General features: G+C 44.6%; 20 protein-coding genes. 6 read left to right on the top strand and 14 right to left on the bottom strand.

What is annotated here, in order from left to right:
* The first annotated feature begins 28 nt into the window (after positions 1-28).
* The 4 genes from R7D93_RS12405 (at position 29) to yacG (ending at position 2,634) form a co-directional block, all read left to right on the top strand.
* Positions 29-898: a prepilin peptidase gene (locus R7D93_RS12405; protein WP_017635919.1), complete on the top strand. Its 870-nt coding sequence runs from the start codon at positions 29-31 to the stop codon at positions 896-898.
* Positions 899-1,513, top strand: a complete 615-nt coding sequence (gene coaE, locus R7D93_RS12410; protein WP_047102660.1) for a dephospho-CoA kinase — start codon at positions 899-901, stop codon at positions 1,511-1,513.
* A gap of 27 nt (positions 1,514-1,540) precedes the next feature.
* The gene (gene zapD, locus R7D93_RS12415) at positions 1,541-2,281 is read left to right on the top strand and encodes a cell division protein ZapD (protein WP_005373086.1); all 741 of its coding nucleotides are present in this window, start codon (positions 1,541-1,543) and stop codon (positions 2,279-2,281) included.
* A gap of 158 nt (positions 2,282-2,439) precedes the next feature.
* Complete coding sequence (gene yacG, locus R7D93_RS12420) at positions 2,440-2,634, top strand: DNA gyrase inhibitor YacG (protein WP_017635922.1); 195 nt, start codon at positions 2,440-2,442, stop codon at positions 2,632-2,634.
* A 482-nt stretch (positions 2,635-3,116) separates the two neighbouring features.
* Here yacG and rplS read toward each other — a convergent pair whose 3' ends face one another.
* The 5 genes from rplS to ffh form a co-directional block, all read right to left on the bottom strand.
* Positions 3,117-3,470: a 50S ribosomal protein L19 gene (rplS, locus tag R7D93_RS12425; protein ID WP_005379971.1), complete on the bottom strand. Its 354-nt coding sequence runs from the start codon at positions 3,468-3,470 to the stop codon at positions 3,117-3,119.
* Positions 3,471-3,511: 41 nt separating this feature from the next.
* Positions 3,512-4,273, bottom strand: coding sequence for a tRNA (guanosine(37)-N1)-methyltransferase TrmD (gene trmD / locus R7D93_RS12430; protein WP_005385420.1), 762 nt, complete (start codon positions 4,271-4,273; stop codon positions 3,512-3,514).
* A 27-nt stretch (positions 4,274-4,300) separates the two neighbouring features.
* Positions 4,301-4,849, bottom strand: a complete 549-nt coding sequence (gene rimM / locus R7D93_RS12435) for a ribosome maturation factor RimM (protein ID WP_005379964.1) — start codon at positions 4,847-4,849, stop codon at positions 4,301-4,303.
* 29 nt (positions 4,850-4,878) lie between these two features.
* A complete protein-coding gene (gene rpsP / locus R7D93_RS12440) occupies positions 4,879-5,127 on the bottom strand; it encodes a 30S ribosomal protein S16 (RefSeq protein ID WP_005379962.1) in 249 nt (82 codons plus the stop codon).
* A 209-nt stretch (positions 5,128-5,336) separates the two neighbouring features.
* Positions 5,337-6,719: a signal recognition particle protein gene (ffh, locus tag R7D93_RS12445; protein WP_005385423.1), complete on the bottom strand. Its 1,383-nt coding sequence runs from the start codon at positions 6,717-6,719 to the stop codon at positions 5,337-5,339.
* Positions 6,720-6,943: 224 nt separating this feature from the next.
* Here ffh and R7D93_RS12450 point away from each other — a divergent pair, with 224 nt between their 5' ends.
* Both R7D93_RS12450 and R7D93_RS12455 read left to right on the top strand, forming a co-directional pair.
* Entirely contained in the window at positions 6,944-7,738 is a 795-nt protein-coding gene (locus tag R7D93_RS12450; RefSeq protein ID WP_005379950.1) for an inner membrane protein YpjD, read from the top strand.
* A gap of 124 nt (positions 7,739-7,862) precedes the next feature.
* A complete protein-coding gene (locus tag R7D93_RS12455; RefSeq protein WP_005379948.1) occupies positions 7,863-9,143 on the top strand; it encodes an HlyC/CorC family transporter in 1,281 nt (426 codons plus the stop codon).
* A gap of 68 nt (positions 9,144-9,211) precedes the next feature.
* Here the strand turns inward: R7D93_RS12455 and luxS are convergent, their stop codons facing one another.
* From luxS to R7D93_RS12500, 9 genes are all read right to left on the bottom strand, one after another.
* The gene (luxS, locus tag R7D93_RS12460; protein ID WP_017820391.1) at positions 9,212-9,730 is read right to left on the bottom strand and encodes an S-ribosylhomocysteine lyase; all 519 of its coding nucleotides are present in this window, start codon (positions 9,728-9,730) and stop codon (positions 9,212-9,214) included.
* Positions 9,731-9,814: 84 nt separating this feature from the next.
* Positions 9,815-10,420 carry a hypothetical protein gene (locus R7D93_RS12465; RefSeq protein ID WP_171343190.1) on the bottom strand — a complete coding sequence of 202 codons (606 nt, stop codon included), beginning with the start codon at positions 10,418-10,420 and terminating at the stop codon, positions 9,815-9,817.
* A 23-nt stretch (positions 10,421-10,443) separates the two neighbouring features.
* Positions 10,444-12,012, bottom strand: a complete 1,569-nt coding sequence (gene gshA / locus R7D93_RS12470) for a glutamate--cysteine ligase (RefSeq protein ID WP_213868683.1) — start codon at positions 12,010-12,012, stop codon at positions 10,444-10,446.
* Positions 12,013-12,168: 156 nt separating this feature from the next.
* Positions 12,169-15,012: a M16 family metallopeptidase gene (locus R7D93_RS12475; RefSeq protein WP_017820389.1), complete on the bottom strand. Its 2,844-nt coding sequence runs from the start codon at positions 15,010-15,012 to the stop codon at positions 12,169-12,171.
* A gap of 9 nt (positions 15,013-15,021) precedes the next feature.
* A complete protein-coding gene (locus tag R7D93_RS12480) occupies positions 15,022-15,483 on the bottom strand; it encodes a YqaA family protein (RefSeq protein ID WP_005379938.1) in 462 nt (153 codons plus the stop codon).
* Entirely contained in the window at positions 15,477-16,427 is a 951-nt protein-coding gene (locus R7D93_RS12485; RefSeq protein WP_005385434.1) for an NADP-dependent oxidoreductase, read from the bottom strand. Before R7D93_RS12485 ends, R7D93_RS12480 begins: the two co-directional genes overlap by 7 nt.
* Before the next feature lie 123 nt (positions 16,428-16,550).
* Positions 16,551-17,681, bottom strand: coding sequence for a sodium ion-translocating decarboxylase subunit beta (locus tag R7D93_RS12490; protein ID WP_005379935.1), 1,131 nt, complete (start codon positions 17,679-17,681; stop codon positions 16,551-16,553).
* A 9-nt stretch (positions 17,682-17,690) separates the two neighbouring features.
* Positions 17,691-19,475, bottom strand: a complete 1,785-nt coding sequence (oadA, locus tag R7D93_RS12495) for a sodium-extruding oxaloacetate decarboxylase subunit alpha (RefSeq protein ID WP_213868690.1) — start codon at positions 19,473-19,475, stop codon at positions 17,691-17,693.
* Positions 19,476-19,497: 22 nt separating this feature from the next.
* The gene (locus tag R7D93_RS12500; RefSeq protein WP_005379932.1) at positions 19,498-19,755 is read right to left on the bottom strand and encodes an oxaloacetate decarboxylase subunit gamma; all 258 of its coding nucleotides are present in this window, start codon (positions 19,753-19,755) and stop codon (positions 19,498-19,500) included.
* Positions 19,756-20,383 lie beyond the last annotated feature (628 nt).

Consider the following 20,383-nt stretch of genomic DNA (forward strand, 5'->3'; position numbering starts at 1 on the left):
GATTTCACTCATCGCTCAAGAGACAAATATGGAAGTATTCCAGTACTACCCTTGGCTATTCGTTGTGTTTGCCACCATCTTCGGTCTGATCGTGGGTAGCTTCCTCAATGTGGTTATTTATCGACTACCTAAAATCATGGAACTAGAATGGCGACGCGAATGTGCCGAGTCATTTCCTGAATACAAAATAGAACCTCCTAAAGAAGTGCTGACCTTGAGCGTCCCACGCTCCTCCTGCCAGAAATGCGCAACACCGATACGTATTCGCGACAACATTCCTGTGATTAGCTGGCTGCTTTTAAAAGGCAAATGTCACAACTGTCAGGCAACCATTAGTGCACGCTATCCACTGATTGAACTGCTCACCGCGTTCTGTTCAGGCTTTATAGCTTATTACTTTGGTTTTAGTTACTTTACCGTTGCCCTACTCTTTTTTACTTTTATCTTAATCGCCGCAACATTTATCGATCTCGATACTATGTTGTTACCTGACCAATTAACATTACCATTAACTTGGGCTGGCATTGCCTTAGCATTAGTCGAAATAAGTCCTGTTACTCTACAAGATTCTGTCATTGGTGCTATTGCTGGTTACCTATGTCTCTGGTCCGTTTACTGGGGCTTTAAGTTACTTACCGGTAAAGAAGGAATGGGGTATGGTGATTTTAAACTACTAGCGGCACTAGGAGCTTGGCTAGGTTGGCAGTCACTGCCGATGATCATTCTACTTTCTTCTGTGGTTGGCATCGTATTTGGCATCATTCAACTACGCTTGCAAAAGCAGGGAATTGAAAAAGCTTTCCCTTTCGGTCCTTACTTAGCAATTGCTGGTTGGATAAGCTTAATTTGGGGCGACCAGATTTTAAACTGGTACTTTACTTCAGTTCTAGGAGTGTAAATGGCTTTGGTTATTGGTTTAACAGGTGGTATCGCTAGTGGAAAAACAACCGTCGCGAATCTGTTCAAACAACAATTTAAAATCGATATCGTCGATGCCGACATTGTAGCAAGAGAAGTTGTCGAGCCAGGTACTCCCGGCCTAAACGCGATTATTGAACACTTTGGTCACGATATCGTTCGTGAAGACCAAACTTTAGATCGCGCAAAGCTGAGAGAAAAAATCTTTTCGAATTCAGATGAAAAAGCATGGCTCAACGCACTGTTGCACCCGATAATTCGTGAAAAGATGATCGAAGATTTGCAGCAAGTCACTTCAGAGTATGCGTTACTTGTGGTGCCGTTGCTCGTAGAAAACAAGCTAGATAGTTTGTGTGATCGCATTCTTGTCGTCGATGTAGAACCGAATACACAGATATCTCGCACGATGAAACGAGACAATGTGAGTGAAGATCAAGTTCGCGCCATCCTTGCCTCTCAAGCATCAAGGGAGCAAAGGCTCGCGCTTGCAGACGATGTGGTTAAGAATAATCCAAGTGACCCTGATCTTTTGCTTCAAATCACAGATTTGCACGAAAAGTACCTAGCCATGTGTAAGAAAAATCTGCGAAAATAGGAACGAAACTCACAAAGGCTTATGTCGATGACCACGCACAAATTTGAACATCCGTTAAATGAGAAAACTCGTATTTATCTAAGAGTGGAGTCTCTGCTGCGTCAGGCTCACTTGGCCTCTGGGTTTAGCGAAAATCACCAGTACCAACTGTTTTTCCGTGCGTTATTCGATATGGTTGAAATCTTCGAACAGATCCAGCTGAAAAGTGAACTGGCCAAAGATTTAGAGAAACAACGACTGTCGTACCGCCATTGGCTAAATGTTGATGGCGTCGATCAAGACGCATTAAACACCCTACTACAAGAGATAGATGTCGTTCATAGCCAACTGATGGGTGCAGAGCGTTTTGGTCAAGCACTAAAAGAAGATCGCTTCTTAAGCTCTATCCGCCAACGCTTTAATCTACCGGGTGGTTCATGCTGTTTTGACCTGCCAGCATTACACTACTGGCTTCATCTACCTATTGAACGTAAAAAGCGTGATGCACAACAGTGGCAAGCAAGCTTAAAGCCCTTATCTGATGCGCTTTCGTTATGGTTAAAGCTCACTAGAGAAACCGGACATTTCAAAGCTCAAATCGGTCGTGCAGGTTTCTTCCAAAGTGACGCTGATGAAGCCAACATTCTAAGACTTCACATCCCAATGGAATATGGCGTTTATCCTATGATTTCAGGCCATAAAAACCGCTTTGCGATCAAGTTCATGTCGTTTGAAAACGGTCAAGCGTGCACACAAGATATTGAATTTGAACTTGCTGTGTGCAGCTAAGACGACACTACGCCTCGCCTCCATAATCTAAAATTCAACGCTTTATTGCGCTTATATTTGATAAAATTTCGTAGCAGCAATAGCGCGTTGAATAAGCCATCTTTAATTCGTTTAGGTATACTACCCTTTAACACCAATTAGTAATGGGACGCTCAACTATGTCTAAAGTTACCATCGTTCAATGCCCACAATGTGGCGCCGACGTAGAATGGGGAGAACAAAGTCCTCATCGCCCTTTCTGCAGTAAACAATGCCAAATGATTGACTTTGGTGAATGGGCAGATGAAGAAAACACCATCCCAGGCGCACCCGATATGTCCGATAGTGATGGCTGGTCTGAAGACCAGTATTAAATTGAGACCTAGGGTAAAGGAATACCCTAGGTTCCTTCTGGGGAATCTGAATCACGCTCCTTCGTCGCTGTCCAGAATGACGAATTTTAACCTCGGTGCTATATAATCTTTGACCATCATTTTCCGTCATTCCGAGGAGCCATAGCGACATCAGGAATCTACTCACAGTAAGGATGAAGCTAACAACTTAAACACTTGCATGCTCGACTAGTAGATTCTGAATCACGCTCCTTCGTCGCTGTCCAGAATGACGAATTTTAACCACGGTACTCTATAATCTTTGACCATCATTTCCTGTCATTCCGAGGAGCCATAGCGGCATCAGGAATCTATTCACAACAAGACAGAGGCGTGGAGTGTACGTCAGTGCATGAGCATCGACAGTGCAGGTCGGGTGAAAAGAAACGAGCAAGCTAATTACACAAATAAAAAAACGGAGCCCTAAAAGGACTCCGTTTAAGATGAGAACGCTAGTTATAGCATTACTTCTTAGCAAGTTTCTCTTTGATACGAGCAGACTTACCAGAACGCTCACGTAGGTAGTACAACTTGGCACGACGTACTGCACCACGGCGTTTAACTTCGATGCTATCAACGATTGGAGAGTGTGTTTGGAACGTACGCTCAACACCTTCACCGTTAGAGATCTTACGTACAGTGAAAGCAGAGTGTAGACCACGGTTACGGATTGCGATTACAACGCCTTCGAAAGCCTGTAGACGCTCACGGTCACCTTCTTTTACCTTAACTTGAACTACAACAGTGTCACCTGGTGCAAATTTAGGTAGGTCTGATTTCATTTGCTCTTCTTCAAGAGCTTTGATGATGTTACTCATTTTTTAAATTCCTAGAATAAACTGATACTAAATAAATTAGGTTACTTTGCGTTATGTTCTTTAATGGCTTTATGCTCATTAACAAACTCAGCAAGTAATTGTTCCTGTTCGTCAGTCAGAGCTAGGTTTTCCAGGAGCTCTGGTCTTCTTAGCCAAGTACGGCCCAACGACTGCTTGAGTCGCCATTGACGAATGTCCTTGTGATTGCCTGACATCAGTACCGCTGGTACCTCTTTGTCATCCAATACTTCTGGACGCGTATAGTGAGGGCAATCTAACAAGCCATTCGCAAAAGAGTCTTCTTCTGCTGACGCGAAATCCCCTAGTACACCCGGAACAAACCGAGAGACAGAGTCGATTAACGTCATGGCTGGTATCTCACCACCCGTCATCACAAAATCACCAATCGACCATTCTTCGTCGACTTCAGATTGAATGATGCGCTCATCTACCCCTTCATAACGACCACAAATCAGAAGCAAGTTCTCATTCGTTGCCAGTTCTTCCACTCCTTTCTGGTCGAGCTTGCGACCTTGAGGAGAAAGGTAGATGACTTTCGTCTTGCCCGGTGAGGCTGCTTTCGCGGTATGAATGGCATCGCGCAAAGGCTGAACCATCATTAACATACCAGGGCCACCACCGTAAGGTCGGTCATCGACTGTGCGATGTTTGTCGTGAGTGAAATCTCTAGGATTCCAAGTCTCAATCGACAAAAGACCTTTTTTAACCGCTTGACCTGTTACTCCAAAATCAGTAACAGAACGGAACATTTCTGGAAAAAGGCTAATAACGCCAACCCACATGTTTATCTCGCTCTGTAATTTTGGAGATTAGAATCCAGGATCCCAGTCAACTTCGATCCGTTGAGCTTCGCGATCAACATTAATGATCACTTGCTCTTCAAGGAACGGGATTAATCGTTCCTTCTGCCCGAAAGCATCTTTAAGATTTGCTTTAACAACCAGAACATCGTTTGAGCCAGTTTCTAGCATGTCAGTAACGACACCTAGATCGTAACCTTTAGTAGTTACAACTTGCATCCCAAACAATTCGCGCCAGTAGAACTCATCTTCTGACAATTCAGGAAGTACCGCAGGGTCAATAGCAATTTCAAAGTTCGTCATTAGATGTGCGTCTTCACGAACATCCATGCCTTCCAACTTAGCCACCATACCTTTGTTATGGCGCTTCCAGCTTTCTACTTTGTACTCAACCCACTTGCCCTTTTGGTTAATGTACCAAGGGCTGTAATCGAAAATGCTTTCAGCATTGTCTGTGTAGGAAAAAACCTTAAGCCAACCACGAATGCCGTAAGTAGCACCAAACTTGCCTACAACAATCTTTTCGTTGCTCATTGTTTCTTTACCTTTCATCGACATAAACTAGTTTCTACTTTTCAAGTAAAAAATTAAGCCGCTTTTTGAGCGTCTTTAACTAGCTTAGCAACACGGTCAGATACTGACGCGCCTTGACCAACCCAGTGGTTAACGCGGTCTAGGTCTAGACGTAGACCTTCTTCTTGACCTTTAGCAGTTGGGTTGAAGAAACCAACTTTCTCGATGAAACGGCCAGTTGCAGCGTTGCGGCTGTCCGCTACTACGATTTGATAAAATGGACGCTTTTTAGCGCCGTGACGTGCCAAACGAATGGTTACCATGTCGTCCTCTTTGCTTTCTCAAAAATAAAATTAACCCCAAAAACCATTCAAGAAATTAAACAGTTTGGGGTCTCGTGCCAAAATAAAGCTCCGGAATTTTACTCTTCTCCCGGAGCAATGCAAGGAGTTTAGTTACTTTTTCACCAACATAAATTGAATTTAAAGTTTGTGACGTACCTAACACCCTGAATCTATGCGTGATCGATTAATTAACGACCAAATGGGTTGAAGCCACCGCCACCACCCATGCCGCCCATCATGCCTTGCATGTTGCGCATCATGCCTTTCATGCCACCTTTTTGCATCTTTTTCATCATTTTCTGCATTTGGGTGAACTGTTTTAGTAAGCGGTTTACATCTTGAACCTGCACACCAGAACCAGCCGCGATACGCTTCTTGCGCGAGCCCTTGATAATTTCTGGGCGTTGACGTTCTTTCATTGTCATGGAGCTGATGATCGCTTCCATCTGTTTGAACATCTTGTCATCGACTTTGTCTTTCACATTGTCTGGTAGCTGGGACATTCCTGGAAGCTTATCCATCATCCCCATCATGCCGCCCATGTTTTGCATCTGGCCTAGCTGTTCACGGAAATCTTCAAGGTCGAAACCTTTCTTCTCTTTGAACTTCTTCGCTAACTTTTCTGCCTTTTCTTGGTCAACGTTGCGTTGAAGGTCTTCAATCAAAGACAGAACGTCACCCATGCCAAGAATACGTGAAGCAACACGATCTGGGTGGAACGGTTCTAGCGCGTCAGTTTTTTCACCGACACCCAAGAATTTGATTGGTTTGCCCGTGACATGGCGTACTGAAAGTGCCGCACCACCACGAGCATCACCATCAACCTTAGTTAGAACTACACCGGTAAGAGGTAGCGCATCGCCAAAGGCTTTTGCTGTATTTGCTGCGTCTTGACCCGTCATGGCGTCAACAACAAATAGCGTTTCTACTGGGTTGATAGCTGCGTGAAGATCTTTGATCTCCCCCATCATCTCTTCATCAATTGCCAAACGACCTGCGGTATCGACAATAAGTACGTCGTAGAATTTTTTCTTCGCATGGTCAATCGCTGCATTGGCGATATCAATAGGCTTTTGGTCTGGTGATGATGGGAAGAAGTCAACACCGATGTCTGATGCCAGTGTTTCAAGCTGCTTGATTGCCGCAGGACGGTAAACGTCGGCAGACACAACCAAGACTTTCTTCTTGTCCCGTTCTTTTAGAAGCTTAGATAACTTACCTACCGATGTGGTTTTACCCGCACCTTGTAGACCAGCCATAAGAAGCACAGCAGGTGGTTGAGCAGCAAGGTTTAGCGCCTCATTCGACTCACCCATTACGGCTTCAAGTTCTGTTTGAACGATCTTGATAAATTCCTGACCTGGAGTCAGAGATTTAGAAACTTCTACGCCCACCGCTTTTTCTTTAACGCGGTTCACAAATTCACGAACGACCGGAAGCGCAACGTCAGCTTCAAGTAGAGCCATTCGGACTTCACGTAGGGTTTCTTTAATGTTGTCTTCGGTCAGACGACCTTTGCCACTGATATTTTTCAGCGTTTTGGATAATCGATCCGTTAAATTCTCAAACATCTTTGTCTCTTCGCTAAAATGGCGATTAATTAGTGTGAGTATACATTAGCCAAGGTCTGAGTCATACCCGTACCGCTGTCCTATTCTTGTCTCTATTTATATATGGTGCGATAACTTATTAATTTCAATATCTCATCTCTCACGATTGATGTCGGATATAACGTAGCCCCAAAGTGTAATGCAAGGTATAATTTCTCCATCGTGCACAATAATATTTAGGATTCATGGATAGCTTAATAGCCATCGCGGCCGCCATACTTTATGTCTTGGCGATTGCGACCATCATACCCGGACTCTCACAACAGTCAGGAATCAAAGCAAAAACAGTGTTTGCTAGTGCTGCCTGTGCGCTTGTTTTTCATGCGTGGATTTTGAGTGATCTGATTTTTGATGGTTCAGGTCAAAACCTGAGTATTCTCAACGTGGCTTCTTTGATCAGTTTTATTATTTCTCTGGTCATGAGCCTTGCTATGTTGAAAAACCGACTGTGGTTTTTATTGCCTGTCGTTTATAGCTTTGCTGCCATCAATTTATCTGCTGCCACATTTTTGCCAAGCACGTTTATAAAGCACCTAGAGAATGACCCTAAGCTACTCATTCATATTTCATTTGCGCTCTTCTCATACGCGACTTTAACTATCGGGGCACTCTATGCGCTTCAGTTGGCTTGGCTGGATCACAAACTGAAAGCAAAAAAATCTTTGGCGATTAACCCAAACCTGCCGCCTCTATTAATGGTGGAGCGTCAACTCTTCAAAATTATTTTGATCGGTAACTTATTGTTAACTGCCACGCTCATTACTGGCTTTGTCTTTGTGCAGGATATGTTTGCCCAAGGTAAGGCACATAAGGGCATTCTTTCTTTCATCGCTTGGGTGGTGTACTCAATACTGCTTTGGGGTCACTATCAAAAAGGCTGGCGTGGTAGAAAAGTCACATGGTTCGCTGTTGCAGGAGCAACACTGTTAACTCTGGCATATTTTGGCAGTCGCTTTGTAAAAGAAATCATCTTGAATTAAGGAGCTCTAGGGCTCCTATCCTTTATATTTTAGGCTAGATAAAATACAGTACGCCTTAACTCTTTGACTTAACGGACTTACTCAACCGTTATATAACCCAATACTTACAAGGAACAGCAACGTTTTGGACGACATCTCTACGGGTATCTTGTTTGCGCTACTCGCGTGTCTTATCGTCATATCAGGTTACTTTTCCGGTTCAGAAACAGGGATGATGTCTCTGAATCGTTATCGCTTAAAACACTTAGCCAAAAACGGGCATAAGGGTGCTAAGCGAGTCGAAAGACTATTAGACCGTCCAGATCGTTTGATTGGTCTTATTCTTATCGGCAACAACCTCGTTAATATTCTCGCGTCCGCGATCGCGACCATTATTGGTATGCGTTTGTATGGTGACTTAGGTGTCGCTATCGCAACCGGTGCACTAACTATGGTTGTATTGGTTTTTGCCGAGGTTACCCCTAAAACAATTGCAGCGCTTTACCCTGAACGTGTGTCCTACGCGAGCAGTATATTATTGACCATACTGATGAAGTTACTGTCGCCTTTAGTGATGCTTGTTAACTTTATTACGAATGGCTTTATCCGCTTACTTGGTGTAAGAGCGGATCACTCAGCAGAAGATCATCTTAGCTCCGATGAGCTGCGTACGGTGGTAAATGAAGCTGGCGGTTTGATCCCTCGCCGACACCAAGACATGCTAGTGTCTATTTTAGATCTTGAGCACGTCACCGTGAACGACATTATGGTCCCACGCAATGAAATTACCGGTATTGATATTAACGACGACTGGAAATCCATTGTTCGCCAGCTAACCCACTCACCACATGGACGCATAGTTTTCTATCGTGACCAAATTGATGAAGTGGTTGGCATGCTGCGCTTGCGTGAAGCTTATCGTCTGATGTTGGAAAAGAACGAATTCAACAAAGAAACGCTATTACGTGCTGCTGATGAGGTCTATTACATCCCAGAAGGCACACCACTGAACGTGCAAATGTTGAAATTCCAACGCAACAAGCAACGTATCGGTCTGATCGTGGATGAGTACGGTGATATCATCGGTCTAATCACTCTTGAAGATATTCTGGAAGAGATCATTGGTGAGTTCACGACGTCAATTTCTCCAAGCCTCTCTGATGAAATCAGTCCTCAAGGTGACGGAAGCTTTCTTATTGAAGGCAGCACCAATATTCGAGATATTAACAAAGGCCTGAAATGGGATTTACCAACGGATGGCCCAAGAACGTTAAACGGTCTTATTTTGGAGCACCTGGAAGATATTCCAGAGAGCCATTTAAGCGTGAGAGTAGCGGGTCACCCAATGGAACTTGTTGAGATTGAAGAGAACCGAATCAAGCTCGTTCGTGTTTATCCGAAGAAGAAAAAATCGACATCCAAATAACCAAAAGAAAAGCCTGACTCATGTCAGGCTTTTTTACTTATTGGGGCAATATGCTTCTTAATGAGCACCTAGTCGATGCGCAACTCTTTTAACATCGACTCAGGCAAAGCAAGTTCATCATTTTTGTTCACCGAAACACCAGCATCCAAAATGTTCTTTGCGATCTGTTGTGCTTCTTTTAAAGAGTGCATTGCTGCCGTGCCGCATTGGTATTCGTTAAGTTCAGGGATCTTATTCTGACTTTCTACCTTCAGCACGTCTTCCATTGCTGCAATCCAAGCATCTGCGACTTGCTGCTCTGATGGTGTGCCAATCAGACTCATGTAAAAACCTGTGCGGCAACCCATAGGCGAAATATCGATGATCTCAACAGAATCACCGTTTAGGTGATTACGCATAAAGCCTGCATAAAGGTGCTCTAGGGTGTGAATACCTTTTTCAGAAAGAATGTCTTTGTTTGGCGCAGTAAAGCGTAAGTCGAAAACAGTAATCGTATCCCCTTTTGGGGTCTGCATGGTTTTCGCCACTCGCACTGCCGGTGCATTCATACGAGTGTGGTCCACGGTAAAACTATCGAGTAAAGGCATTACATCTCTCCTGATTGTAACTCCAGTACCTTTCGGTAATGGATAAATGTCATTCATCCCTACAGCACATGAACAGACTGTGGGCTAAAAGAACCAGCTGCTGTTGTCTTCTAATTCCTGACGACATTGCTTCAGCTGCCAGCCATAAGTTTTCGCTGTTTGTTCAACACGTCGAGCGACTTTGATTAAACTAGGTTTTCGATTATAAGTGCCTCGCTTATATCCACCTCGCCCTTCATGATAAGCCAGATACTGGTTATAGGGATCCCATAATGAAATCCCTAGCTGACGCCGTGTTTCATGAGTGTACCAACCGACAAACATCATAGAATCATCGAAGTTGGTACGAGAGCCCCCCTGACCTGTCGCATCTTGGAAGTCTTCCCAAGCAGGGTCTTGAGCTTGAGCATAACCATACGCACTGCTGACTCGTCCCCAAGGAATAAACCCTAGCAAATAATCTTTAGGTGGTTTTGCATCGTGCCGAAAGCTGCTTTCTTGTTTAATGATGGCCATAGCGACATGAATAGGGGTACCCCATTCATCTTCCATATCTTTGGCATCATCGTACCAACCGGATTTCTCTCGGAATATCTCGCATAAGTTATTCTGCTGCTTTGGCGGTGCCGTAGCACAACCTGCAAGTAACACGCTTCCAAGTACCGCTACTACTAACGACTTAATGTTCAACCCCACCAATCCTTAGTTAGTCATTACTGCTTCAGGTAAGCAAAGTAATCTTCCAAAAAATCATCAAAAGAAAGCGTGTCACTCTGCTCTGCTTGCTTTTGTTTTTCCACGGACGACGCTACTTCCGTTTCCATCGTATCTTGTGAGTAGTACTGATAACCGTGCGCTAGGTTTTCATCACGGTACTTCATACCAAGAGTGCAGCCGACTTTACCTAGCCCACCTAGATCTTTCGTTAGCTCTAATAGTTGACCAGAGATCGTTAGTTCTGGGTTATCAATCCATGTCTCGAGTTGATTACACACATCTTGGTATGCACTGCCACCAGCGGTCATATCCATTTGCTGTGCTATTTGACGTAACTCGACGAAAACTCGGTGTGCCCAATCTTGTAGAGATAGACGTTCACCTTGACAACCAATTTGCAGCATTAGACCTTTTTCTCGGCCAGAAACAATGACTTTATTCCAGTTATCGCGCCAACACTCTAATTCACAGTTATCCATAGGATCTGAGTCTGACAAGGCCGCCCAGGTAAGGAAGAGATCCAAGAATCGTACTTGCTCTTCATTTAAGCCCACTGCGCTGAATGGGTTAACATCTAGAGAACGAACTTCAATGTATTCGACACCACCGCGTCGTAACGCATCTGAAGGCTTCTCACCACTTTTCGATACACGTTTTGGACGAATCGGAGCGTACAGTTCATTCTCAATTTGTAAGATATTGGAATTAAGCTGGCGGTATTCACCATCCACTTTTACCCCAATTTTCGCAAACTCTTCTGATGGGTGGCGAATCGCATCACTCAAACCATCGAGGTATTGGTCAATGCTGTTAAAACCAATTTTCAGCACACTTTGAGCACTATTGGTATAGCCAAGATCGCTCAAACGCAAAGACGTCGACTTCGGCAAATATAATGTCCCGCCAATCTTCTCGAATGGCAGATCGGTTTCACGACCTTGAATAAAAGAGCCACATAACGCTGGTGATGCACCAAAGAAGTAGGGAATCATCCAGCCAAAGCGGTAGTAATTACGGATCAACGCAAAGTACGCATCAGACTTAGCATCTTGGCGGGCTTGTTCATCTTGCTCGCCATAGAGCGCATCCCAAAATGTTTCAGGAAACGAGAAGTTAAAATGGACACCTGAAATAATTTGCATCAGGCTGCCATAGCGACGCTTTAGGCCTTCTCGGTACAGCGTTTTCATTTTCGCTGCATTCGAAGAGCCATACTGGGCTAACTGAATATCATCCTCTGAGCCTACGTAGCAAGGCATTGATAGTGGCCACATTTTCTCTTCACCCATTTTGGTTTGAGTGAAATGATGGATATCTTTCAGCTGTGCCATCAGTTCTGGAATTGCATGTGACACAGGCGTAATGAACTCTAACAATGATTCCGAAAAATCCGTTGTGATCCATTGATTTGTGAACGCAGAGCCTAACCCTTCAGGATGAGGAGTTGTAGCTAGATGTCCATCCTGACGATAGCGCAAAGTTTCTCGCTCAACACCGCGTCCAAACTGCTTAAATACTTCGGGGTTTGATGCAACTTTTTTTAGTCGCGCAGCAAAATCAGTCAAAATGAGGTTCGCTTATATTGGGAGCAGGACACTTGTTACATAACACAAGTGTAAGCTAAGTTATTGATAGTTAATGCATCTAGATAAATAACCCACGAAAAGTTGCTTATCTAGATGAATAGCGGAGAAACGTTTCTCCGCTATTAAATGTGTACTCTATCGAATGATTTCAAGCTCTTCTACGTCTTTCCCCAACTTTTCTAATTGAGGACGCAACGATTTAGCATCACCAACGACGATAATTTGATAGTCATTTGGATCAAACCATTTCTGAGCCAGCGCATTCAACGTCTGCTTATCGACTTTTTCTACGATAGCGTTTCTTTGCTGCAAGTAATCATGATCGAGGTTGTACTTAAGAATATCACTGATGAGCTCCGCTTTTTGTGTTGGCGTTTCATATTTCAGTGCATCTTTTTGACCGACCGCTTGACGCATAAATTTCATCTCTTCATCAGTAATACCTGACTGCGAGTATTCATTTAGCTCATTTTCCATCTCAATGATCGAAGCAACCGTTGCATCCGCTCGTACTTGCGCGGTGAAAACCACCGAGCCTGTTTCTGGATTACCAGAGAAGTAGCCGTAAGCACCGTATGTGTAACCCTTGTCTTCACGTAGATTTTGGTTAATGCGGCTATTGAAGTTCCCAGCTAAGTTGAAGTTTGCCAGTTGGCTTAGGTAAAAATCGCCCGTTGCGTCGTAAGGCATACCTTGACGAACCATCATGACCACACTTTGCGGCGCTCCTGGTTTATCAACAAGATGGATCTTTTGCTCACCTAATGCAGCAATGCTTTGCGGTGCATACAATGGCGCAGCTTCATCTTGCCAGTTTTTCCAGAACGTCAGTTGCTGCTCAATTTCCTGTTTATTGATGTCACCAACAACGACGATTTGCGCACTTTGTGGCGTGTAATGCTTCGAGTAGAATTCACGGACATCATCCAACGTTAATGCACTGACACCTGCTTGCGTGCCGTCTTTTGGTCGAGCAAAAACCGAATCCCCATAGAGCACCTGACGACTCGCTTGTGACGCCATCCAACTTGGATTTTGGTGCTCATATACCAGGCCTTCTAGCGCTTGCATTTTTACACGCTCGAAATCATCTTGATTAAATGCAGGAGACAGCAACATCTCTTCGACAATTTTTAACGTCGGCTCTAAGTTCTTTTCTAGAGCAGAAACACTGATGTTTGTTGTATAACCTGTGGCATTAACAGAGATAACACTACCTAGTTTATCAAGCTCAGCTTGAATCTCTTCGACACTGCGTTTCGTTGTACCTTCTTGCAACATCGCAGCGGTCAATTGGGCAAGACCTTCTTTACCCTTTTCAACAAAACGTGTCCCTGCAGGTAAACTAAATTGCATCATCACCGTCGGCGTTTCATCGCTAACTGCACCAAGCAGCTCTGAGCCATTCTTGAAATGTAACTCGTACAGCTCTGGCATCGTCGCTTTCACTGGTTCTCCTACTGGCGGTTGCACTGAGCGATCGAAGTTATCGGTCGCACGACGATACGCCAATTGGTCATCGGAAATCTTCTCATATTCTGGCAGCGTACGCTTTGGTGTCACAAAGGTCGCAGGTTTTACGACAAGGTCTGTTTTTCCTTTTGGGACCACGCTTAGGGTCACTTTGTTCTTACCTTGGATAAAGTCCGTATACGCTTTTTCTACCGAAGTCGGCGTAACTGCACGGATTTGTTCAAGCTGTTGCTCAAGACGATCAGGATCGCCGAAAAATGTCTCGTTGGAAGCCAACTGAGTCACTTTACCTTTAACGCTTTCTAGCGCAAAAATAGCATCCGCTTCCGCTTTACCCTTCAACTGCTCAAGGCGATCCTCTGTCACGCCTTTTTCCGCAAACTGATTTAGTGATTGTAAAAGCTCGTCGTACAGTTTTGATAGGTCGCCTTTGTCTCCAGAATCACCCATTGCGTAAACGTAAAAGTTACACGCCAGTTCAGCACAGTCATGGAATGAACCAGCATCGACCGCTTTTTGAGTCTTCACTAGGTCTTGATAGAGCACGCTGTTGGTACCGCCACCCAATACTTCCGATAATGTATCGAGAGACGCTTGGCTTTCTTCGCCGTTGTAGGTTGTTGGCCACGCGATCATCACCATAGGTTGTTGAATACGATCTTCTAGAGTGATGTATTTATCTTCTTGCAGTTTTGCAGGTTGTTTCGGCGCATTTTCAACCTCAGGGCCACGAGGAATCGAACCGAAGTACTTATTTACCCACTCTAGAGTTTGTTCAACGTCTAAGTCACCACCGATCGTGATAGTCGCATTGTTTGGGCCATACCAACGCAAGAAAAACGCTTTGAGGTCGTTCACATCAACACGATCAAGATCTTCAACATAACCAATGGTTTGCCACGAATACGGATGACCTTCAGGATATAGCGCTTCGGACATGCGCTCCCAAATTAAGCCATAAGGACGATTATCGTAACGCTGAGCTCGCTCATTTTTTACAGTAGAACGCTGAATTTCAAATTTGCGTTGAGAAACCGCATCCAACAAAAAGCCCATACGGTCAGACTCTAACCACAGCATTTTCTCGAGCTGGTTAGCAGGGACAGTTTCAAAGTAGTTAGTACGATCGCGGTTTGTTGTACCATTTAACGTGCCGCCAGCCTCTGTGATGATTCTGAAGTGCTCTTGGTCACCAACGTTCTCTGAGCCTTGGAACATCATGTGCTCAAAGAAATGCGCAAAACCAGACTTACCCACTTCTTCACGAGCTGAACCAACATGGTAAGTCACATCCACATGAACCAATGGGTCAGAATCTTCAGGAGCTAAGATCACCGTTAAACCATTATCGAGTTTATACTTTTGGTATGGAATCTTAACTTTGCCTTCTTCAGCTTTCGATGACTCAACGAAAGTTACCCCTTTCGGCAGTGATGAAACTGGCGTATTTGATGCACAGCCCGTGATCACCAACAGTGAACACGCGCCAACCCAAAACATCTTCATGTACTTTCCTTAAAATAATCCGAGATAGATGGCCGCAAGTAAGCTATACCTAGCAGCCTTTCCTAAAAAAATTAAAATCACGCAAGGCAGAAACTTCATTCTGAGCCACCCTGCGGCTAAACACAGCGGGTCTCCAATTACAGGTAACCAGCTAAAAAATAATCCCCAATAGCCATACTTAGAGAGCCACTTTAATGCGGTATGACCGTGCTTTTCCTCTTGTGCTTTGTTGGGAATCCACAAGCCAAGCCAATAATTTGTTAAGCCACCAAGCGTATTACCGATAGTAGCGACCATAACAATTGAAGAAACGGAGTATTGATTTAATGAGAGAGTGGCAACTAAGCCCGCCTCAGAACCACCAGGCAACAACGTGGCACTGAGAAAACCGGTCATGAAAAGCACCCATAATGCTGAATCTGAAAACCAAAGCGCTAAACTTTCAAAACTCGTGTTAAATGCTTCTAGCATGTCATATCAAGCAACACCTTGCCTCTGGTTCTTCCTGATTCGACCTGCTGGTGAGCACCAATGACATCACTCATAGGATAAACCTGTTGAATTTCAGTCTTCAGTAAGCCAACGCCGACCATGTACAACAAGGTATCTAACTGCGCAGGGTCTGGTTCAACCAACATGCCACTAGCCTCAAAGCCTAGGAGTTTGGCTTTTTCACAAATCAGCTCAGCAGTTATGGTTGGAACGGTGATGACTCTCGCATTGTCTTTCAGGCATTTAAGCGCATCTAACGCAGCATCTCCGCCTACTAAATCAATCAAAACATCAACATCTTCAACACGTTCTGACACTGGTGCAAATTGATAGTTCACTGCATGAGCACCGAGCGTCGCAAGGTAGTCTAGATTTCGTTCGCTGCAGGTGGTAAATACTTCCGCTTTCGTCGCGATCGCAATTTGTACCGCGAGGTGTCCAACACCACCGGCACCAGCGAGGATAAGTACGCGATCGTTTTCCGTCACATTAGCCTTACTGAGAGCTTGTGCCGCAGTTTGTCCCGCCAACGGTAATGCAGCAGCTGCCTCTAAAGTGACAGAGCTAGGAACATGACTTAACTCAGTTTCTGGAACACATATGTATTGACTGTAACCACCGCCTCGAACTGGGAAACCAATAAATCCAGCCACCTCATCACCTTCATTAAAACGTGATGCCCCCTCTCCACAAGACATCACTTTTCCTGAGATGTCGTAACCTGGCACCCAAGGTAAATTATCCTTATTCTGCGCTGCTGCCCAACCGAGCCCAGCTCGAGTTTTGACATCAATAGGATTTACGCCTGAAAAAGCGACTTTTACTAAGACTTCACCAGGCTGTGGTGATGGTGTAGAAGCATGTTGAATCGCGAGTACGTTGGCATCACCAAACTCAGTGATAACGATCTGTTTGTGTTCCATAAACCACTCCCTGCAAGAAAACAAAAAGGGATGCGAAAGCATCCCTTTGACTATAAACCATTTTGTTAACCTAAGTTAATCGTGATTTTGTAAATTGGTTGATCATTCCATTTTCAATAATGTCTAACCAACAAGTGCTAACAATATACCAGCCGCAACGGCTGAACCCAGCACACCAGCAACGTTTGGTCCCATCGCATGCATTAACAAAAAGTTTTGCGGGTTAGCTTGTAAACCAACTTTGTTTACGACTCGCGCGGCCATTGGTACCGCAGAAACGCCAGCCGCACCAATAAGTGGGTTGATGTCTTCTTTCGAGAACTTGTTAAGCAGTTTCGCCATCAGAACGCCCGCACCAGTACCGATACTAAATGCAACTGCGCCTAACCCCAAGATACCTAACGTTTCTAGGTTCAAGAACTGCTCAGCTTGCAGCTTAGAACCAACACCAAGACCTAAAAAGATAGTCACTATGTTGATCAATTCATTTTGAGCAGTTTTCGATAAACGATCGACCACACCAGCTTCACGCATCAAGTTACCCAAACAGAACATACCAACCAATGGCGTAGCTGAAGGTAAGAACAGAATCGTCATCAGTAATACGGCAAGCGGGAAGATGACTTTCTCCCATTTACCAACATGACGAAGCTGAGCCATCTTGATTTGACGCTCTTCCTTGGTTGTCAGTGCTTTCATGATTGGTGGCTGGATGATCGGCACCAATGCCATATAGCTGTATGCCGCGACTGCAATCGCACCTAACAGATCTGGAGAGAGCTTACTCGCCAAGAAAATCGCTGTTGGCCCATCAGCACCACCGATGATCGCGATAGACGATGCATCCGCCATGGAGAACTCCATGCCAGGTACATAGTTGAGCAAAATAGCGCCAAACAGTGTTGCAAAAATACCAAACTGCGCAGCCGCACCTAACCACAACGTTTTTGGGTTTGCGATCAAAGCACCAAAGTCAGTCATCGCGCCCACACCCATGAAGATCAATAGCGGGAACACACCCGATTCAATCCCAATGTAGTAAACGTAGTAGAGCAAGCCACCAGGCTCAGTAAAGCCAGCATTTGGAATATTCGCCAAAATAGCACCGAAACCAATCGGCAATAACAGTAAAGGTTCAAATCCTTTTTTAATTGCCAAAAACAGCAAGGTACAACCAACCAGCATCATACAGATTTGGCCGAACTCGAAGTTAGCGATCCCTGTTTCTGCCCAAAGGGTTAACAATCCGTCCATGATACTCCCTTACGCCAGGCTCAACAGAGGCGCACCTACTGTGACAGCATCGCCTTCTTTAACGTTCAGCTCTTGAACCACACCACCACGCGCCGCTCGTACTTCAGTTTCCATTTTCATCGCTTCAAGGATGAGCAATACATCGCCTTCAGCTACCTCAGCACCAGGCTGAACATTCACTTTGAAGATGTTACCTGCAAGAGGAGCAGGCACCGCTTCAGCTGAAGCATTAGAAAGTGTGCTAGGTGTAGCCGATTTTGCCGGTGCATTAGAAGGAGCAACAGATGTCAGTTCACCTTGAGGGCCAACTTCCACCTCATACACCTGCCCGTCAACACGTACACTATAAGTTTCTACACCACCAGTTGCTGGTTGAGCTGCAGGTACAGCAGGCTTCGCAGCTTCTAGCGTTGGTGCAGGCTCAAATGCTTCTGGGTTTTCACGATTCTTAAGGAACTTAAGCCCAACTTGAGGGAAAAGTGCATAAGTGAGTACGTCATCAACACGCTCACTTGCTAGCTTAATGCCTTCTGATTTCGCTTTCTCCATCAGATCAACCGTAAGCGTCTCCATTTCAGGCTCAAGTAAATCGGCAGGACGACAGGTAATTGGCTCTTTACCATCAAGCACTTTCGCTTGCAGTTCTGCATTTAACTCGGCTGGTGCTTGACCGTACTCACCTTTCAATAGACCTGCGGTTTCCTTGGTAATACTCTTATAGCGCTCGCCAGTAAGAACGTTAATCACCGCTTGCGTACCGACGATCTGTGAAGTTGGAGTCACCAATGGAATGAAACCAAGATCTTCACGTACACGAGGGATCTCTTCTAATACTTCATCAATGCGATCCGCAGCGCCCTGCTCTTTCAACTGGCCTTCCATATTGGTCAGCATACCACCAGGCACTTGAGCAATCAGGATGCGTGAATCGACTCCTTTTAACTGGCCTTCCCACTTCGCATACTTCTTACGTACCTCACGGAAATATGCGGCGATAGGTTCCAGTTGCTCGAGTTTTAAATTGGTATCTCGCTCGGTGCCTTCTAGCATAGCGACTACCGTTTCAGTCGGTGTATGACCGTAAGTACAACTCATTGAAGAAATCGCAGTATCGAGAATATCAATACCGGCTTCTACTGCTTTTACCGCTGTTGCTGTAGACAGCCCCGTTGTTGCATGACAATGAAGTGCCAATGGCACATCACAAGACGCTTTGATACGCGTGATAAGCTCTTCCGCTTCATAAGGCTTAAGTAAGCCAGACATATCTTTAATACACAGCGAATGACAACCTAAATCCTCTAGGCGTTTTGCCAAGTCAACCCAAGTGTCTGCGTTATGCACTGGGCTCGTTGTGTAAGACAACGTACCTTGAGCATGCGCACCAACATCAACCGTTGCTTTAACGGCTTTCTGGAAGTTTCGCACGTCATTCATTGCATCAAAAATACGGAATACATCCATGCCGTTAGCATGCGCGCGTTCAACAAACTTCTCTACTACATCGTCGGCATAATGGCGGTATCCTAAAAGGTTTTGACCACGCAGTAGCATTTGCATTGGTGTATTAGGCATCGCTTTTTTTAGTTCACGTAGACGCTCCCAAGGGTCTTCTCCTAAGAATCGAATACAAGAATCAAATGTTGCACCACCCCAAGTCTCTAGAGACCAGTAACCAACCTTATCCAACTCAGCTGCGATAGGCAGCATATCCTCAATACGCATACGCGTAGCAAATAGTGATTGATGGGCATCACGAAGGACCACATCAGTAATAGCTAGTGGTTTAGACATGCTCTTAAACTCCTTTTTAATCCTACTTCGCGAATGAGGCGCGATGTTTATGAATCGCAGCCGAGATCGCCGCCACTACTTGTGGACTAACAGCTGAAGAGGTTGATTGAATATTAGTGTTTGTTTTTGGTGCTGCGATCGGCTCTGGTACTTCTTCTGGTACCAATTTCGACATTAACCGAACGAGATAAACAAGAATAGTGAGGAAAATAAATACGACCGCCATCCCCGTTAGCATCAGGGTGGCCGCATCTACTAGCAGGCTTCCTATATTAGTCATGTTGCTTCCTTTCTTTGTCATCCTGACAACGTGCAGGACTTTAATAGTGTCAAATCCCGACCCATGGATTATCTCGATTGGTTAAATTTTGTCAATTTTGTTTAAGGAAGGTTTGTAGTAATCCTGATAAATGATTATTTATTCACTACCCAGATCACAGTTCATGACAAAATAATCACTTCAAATCGCTATCACCTTACGAACAGAGTAAAGGAGGACATAAATAAAAACTGCGATTTAGATTTCAAAATCAAATCGGGACTCACGCAGTAAAAACCAACAAAAACAAAAAGATGAACAAGATTAACAATAAATAAACAAATAACAAACAAAGTGACTACATGAGAGTAATTGAAATGAAAAATGGAAGTCAGTGTATAGGAGGGATAATCAAGATGATTTCACACAATGCGACAGAAACTTGATAGCAAATTGCTTAGATACGCACATATTCGCTTTTAAAAAAGAGGAACATAGGCTCTAGTGATCCTACGCCATATTTCAGATGTCTAGATACAAAAAAGCCTCGCAATTGCGAGGCTTTTTCAATGAGTGGCGCGTCCTGGAGGATTCGAACCTCCGACCGCCTGGTTCGTAGCCAGGTACTCTATCCAGCTGAGCTAAGGAC

This window comes from Vibrio sp. YT-15 (genome assembly GCF_033337445.1).
Lineage (GTDB): Bacteria > Pseudomonadota > Gammaproteobacteria > Enterobacterales > Vibrionaceae > Vibrio > Vibrio alginolyticus.

What these genes read in the sequence shown, in the direction of transcription:
- trmD (WP_005385420.1), bottom strand. Translation starts at nt 4,273, where the DNA reads ATGTGGGTTGGCGTTATTAGCCTTTTTCCAGAAATGTTCCGTTCTGTT.
- R7D93_RS12485 (WP_005385434.1), bottom strand. Translation starts at nt 16,427, where the DNA reads ATGGAACACAAACAGATCGTTATCACTGAGTTTGGTGATGCCAACGTA.
- rpsP (WP_005379962.1), bottom strand. Translation starts at nt 5,127, where the DNA reads ATGGTAACCATTCGTTTGGCACGTCACGGCGCTAAAAAGCGTCCATTT.
- coaE (WP_047102660.1), top strand. Translation starts at nt 899, where the DNA reads ATGGCTTTGGTTATTGGTTTAACAGGTGGTATCGCTAGTGGAAAAACA.
- R7D93_RS12475 (WP_017820389.1), bottom strand. Translation starts at nt 15,012, where the DNA reads ATGAAGATGTTTTGGGTTGGCGCGTGTTCACTGTTGGTGATCACGGGC.
- yacG (WP_017635922.1), top strand. Translation starts at nt 2,440, where the DNA reads ATGTCTAAAGTTACCATCGTTCAATGCCCACAATGTGGCGCCGACGTA.
- rplS (WP_005379971.1), bottom strand. Translation starts at nt 3,470, where the DNA reads ATGAGTAACATCATCAAAGCTCTTGAAGAAGAGCAAATGAAATCAGAC.
- R7D93_RS12450 (WP_005379950.1), top strand. Translation starts at nt 6,944, where the DNA reads ATGGATAGCTTAATAGCCATCGCGGCCGCCATACTTTATGTCTTGGCG.
- R7D93_RS12405 (WP_017635919.1), top strand. Translation starts at nt 29, where the DNA reads ATGGAAGTATTCCAGTACTACCCTTGGCTATTCGTTGTGTTTGCCACC.
- R7D93_RS12490 (WP_005379935.1), bottom strand. Translation starts at nt 17,681, where the DNA reads ATGGACGGATTGTTAACCCTTTGGGCAGAAACAGGGATCGCTAACTTC.
- luxS (WP_017820391.1), bottom strand. Translation starts at nt 9,730, where the DNA reads ATGCCTTTACTCGATAGTTTTACCGTGGACCACACTCGTATGAATGCA.
- rimM (WP_005379964.1), bottom strand. Translation starts at nt 4,849, where the DNA reads ATGTCGATGAAAGGTAAAGAAACAATGAGCAACGAAAAGATTGTTGTA.
- R7D93_RS12480 (WP_005379938.1), bottom strand. Translation starts at nt 15,483, where the DNA reads ATGCTAGAAGCATTTAACACGAGTTTTGAAAGTTTAGCGCTTTGGTTT.
- oadA (WP_213868690.1), bottom strand. Translation starts at nt 19,475, where the DNA reads ATGTCTAAACCACTAGCTATTACTGATGTGGTCCTTCGTGATGCCCAT.
- zapD (WP_005373086.1), top strand. Translation starts at nt 1,541, where the DNA reads ATGACCACGCACAAATTTGAACATCCGTTAAATGAGAAAACTCGTATT.
- R7D93_RS12500 (WP_005379932.1), bottom strand. Translation starts at nt 19,755, where the DNA reads ATGACTAATATAGGAAGCCTGCTAGTAGATGCGGCCACCCTGATGCTA.
- ffh (WP_005385423.1), bottom strand. Translation starts at nt 6,719, where the DNA reads ATGTTTGAGAATTTAACGGATCGATTATCCAAAACGCTGAAAAATATC.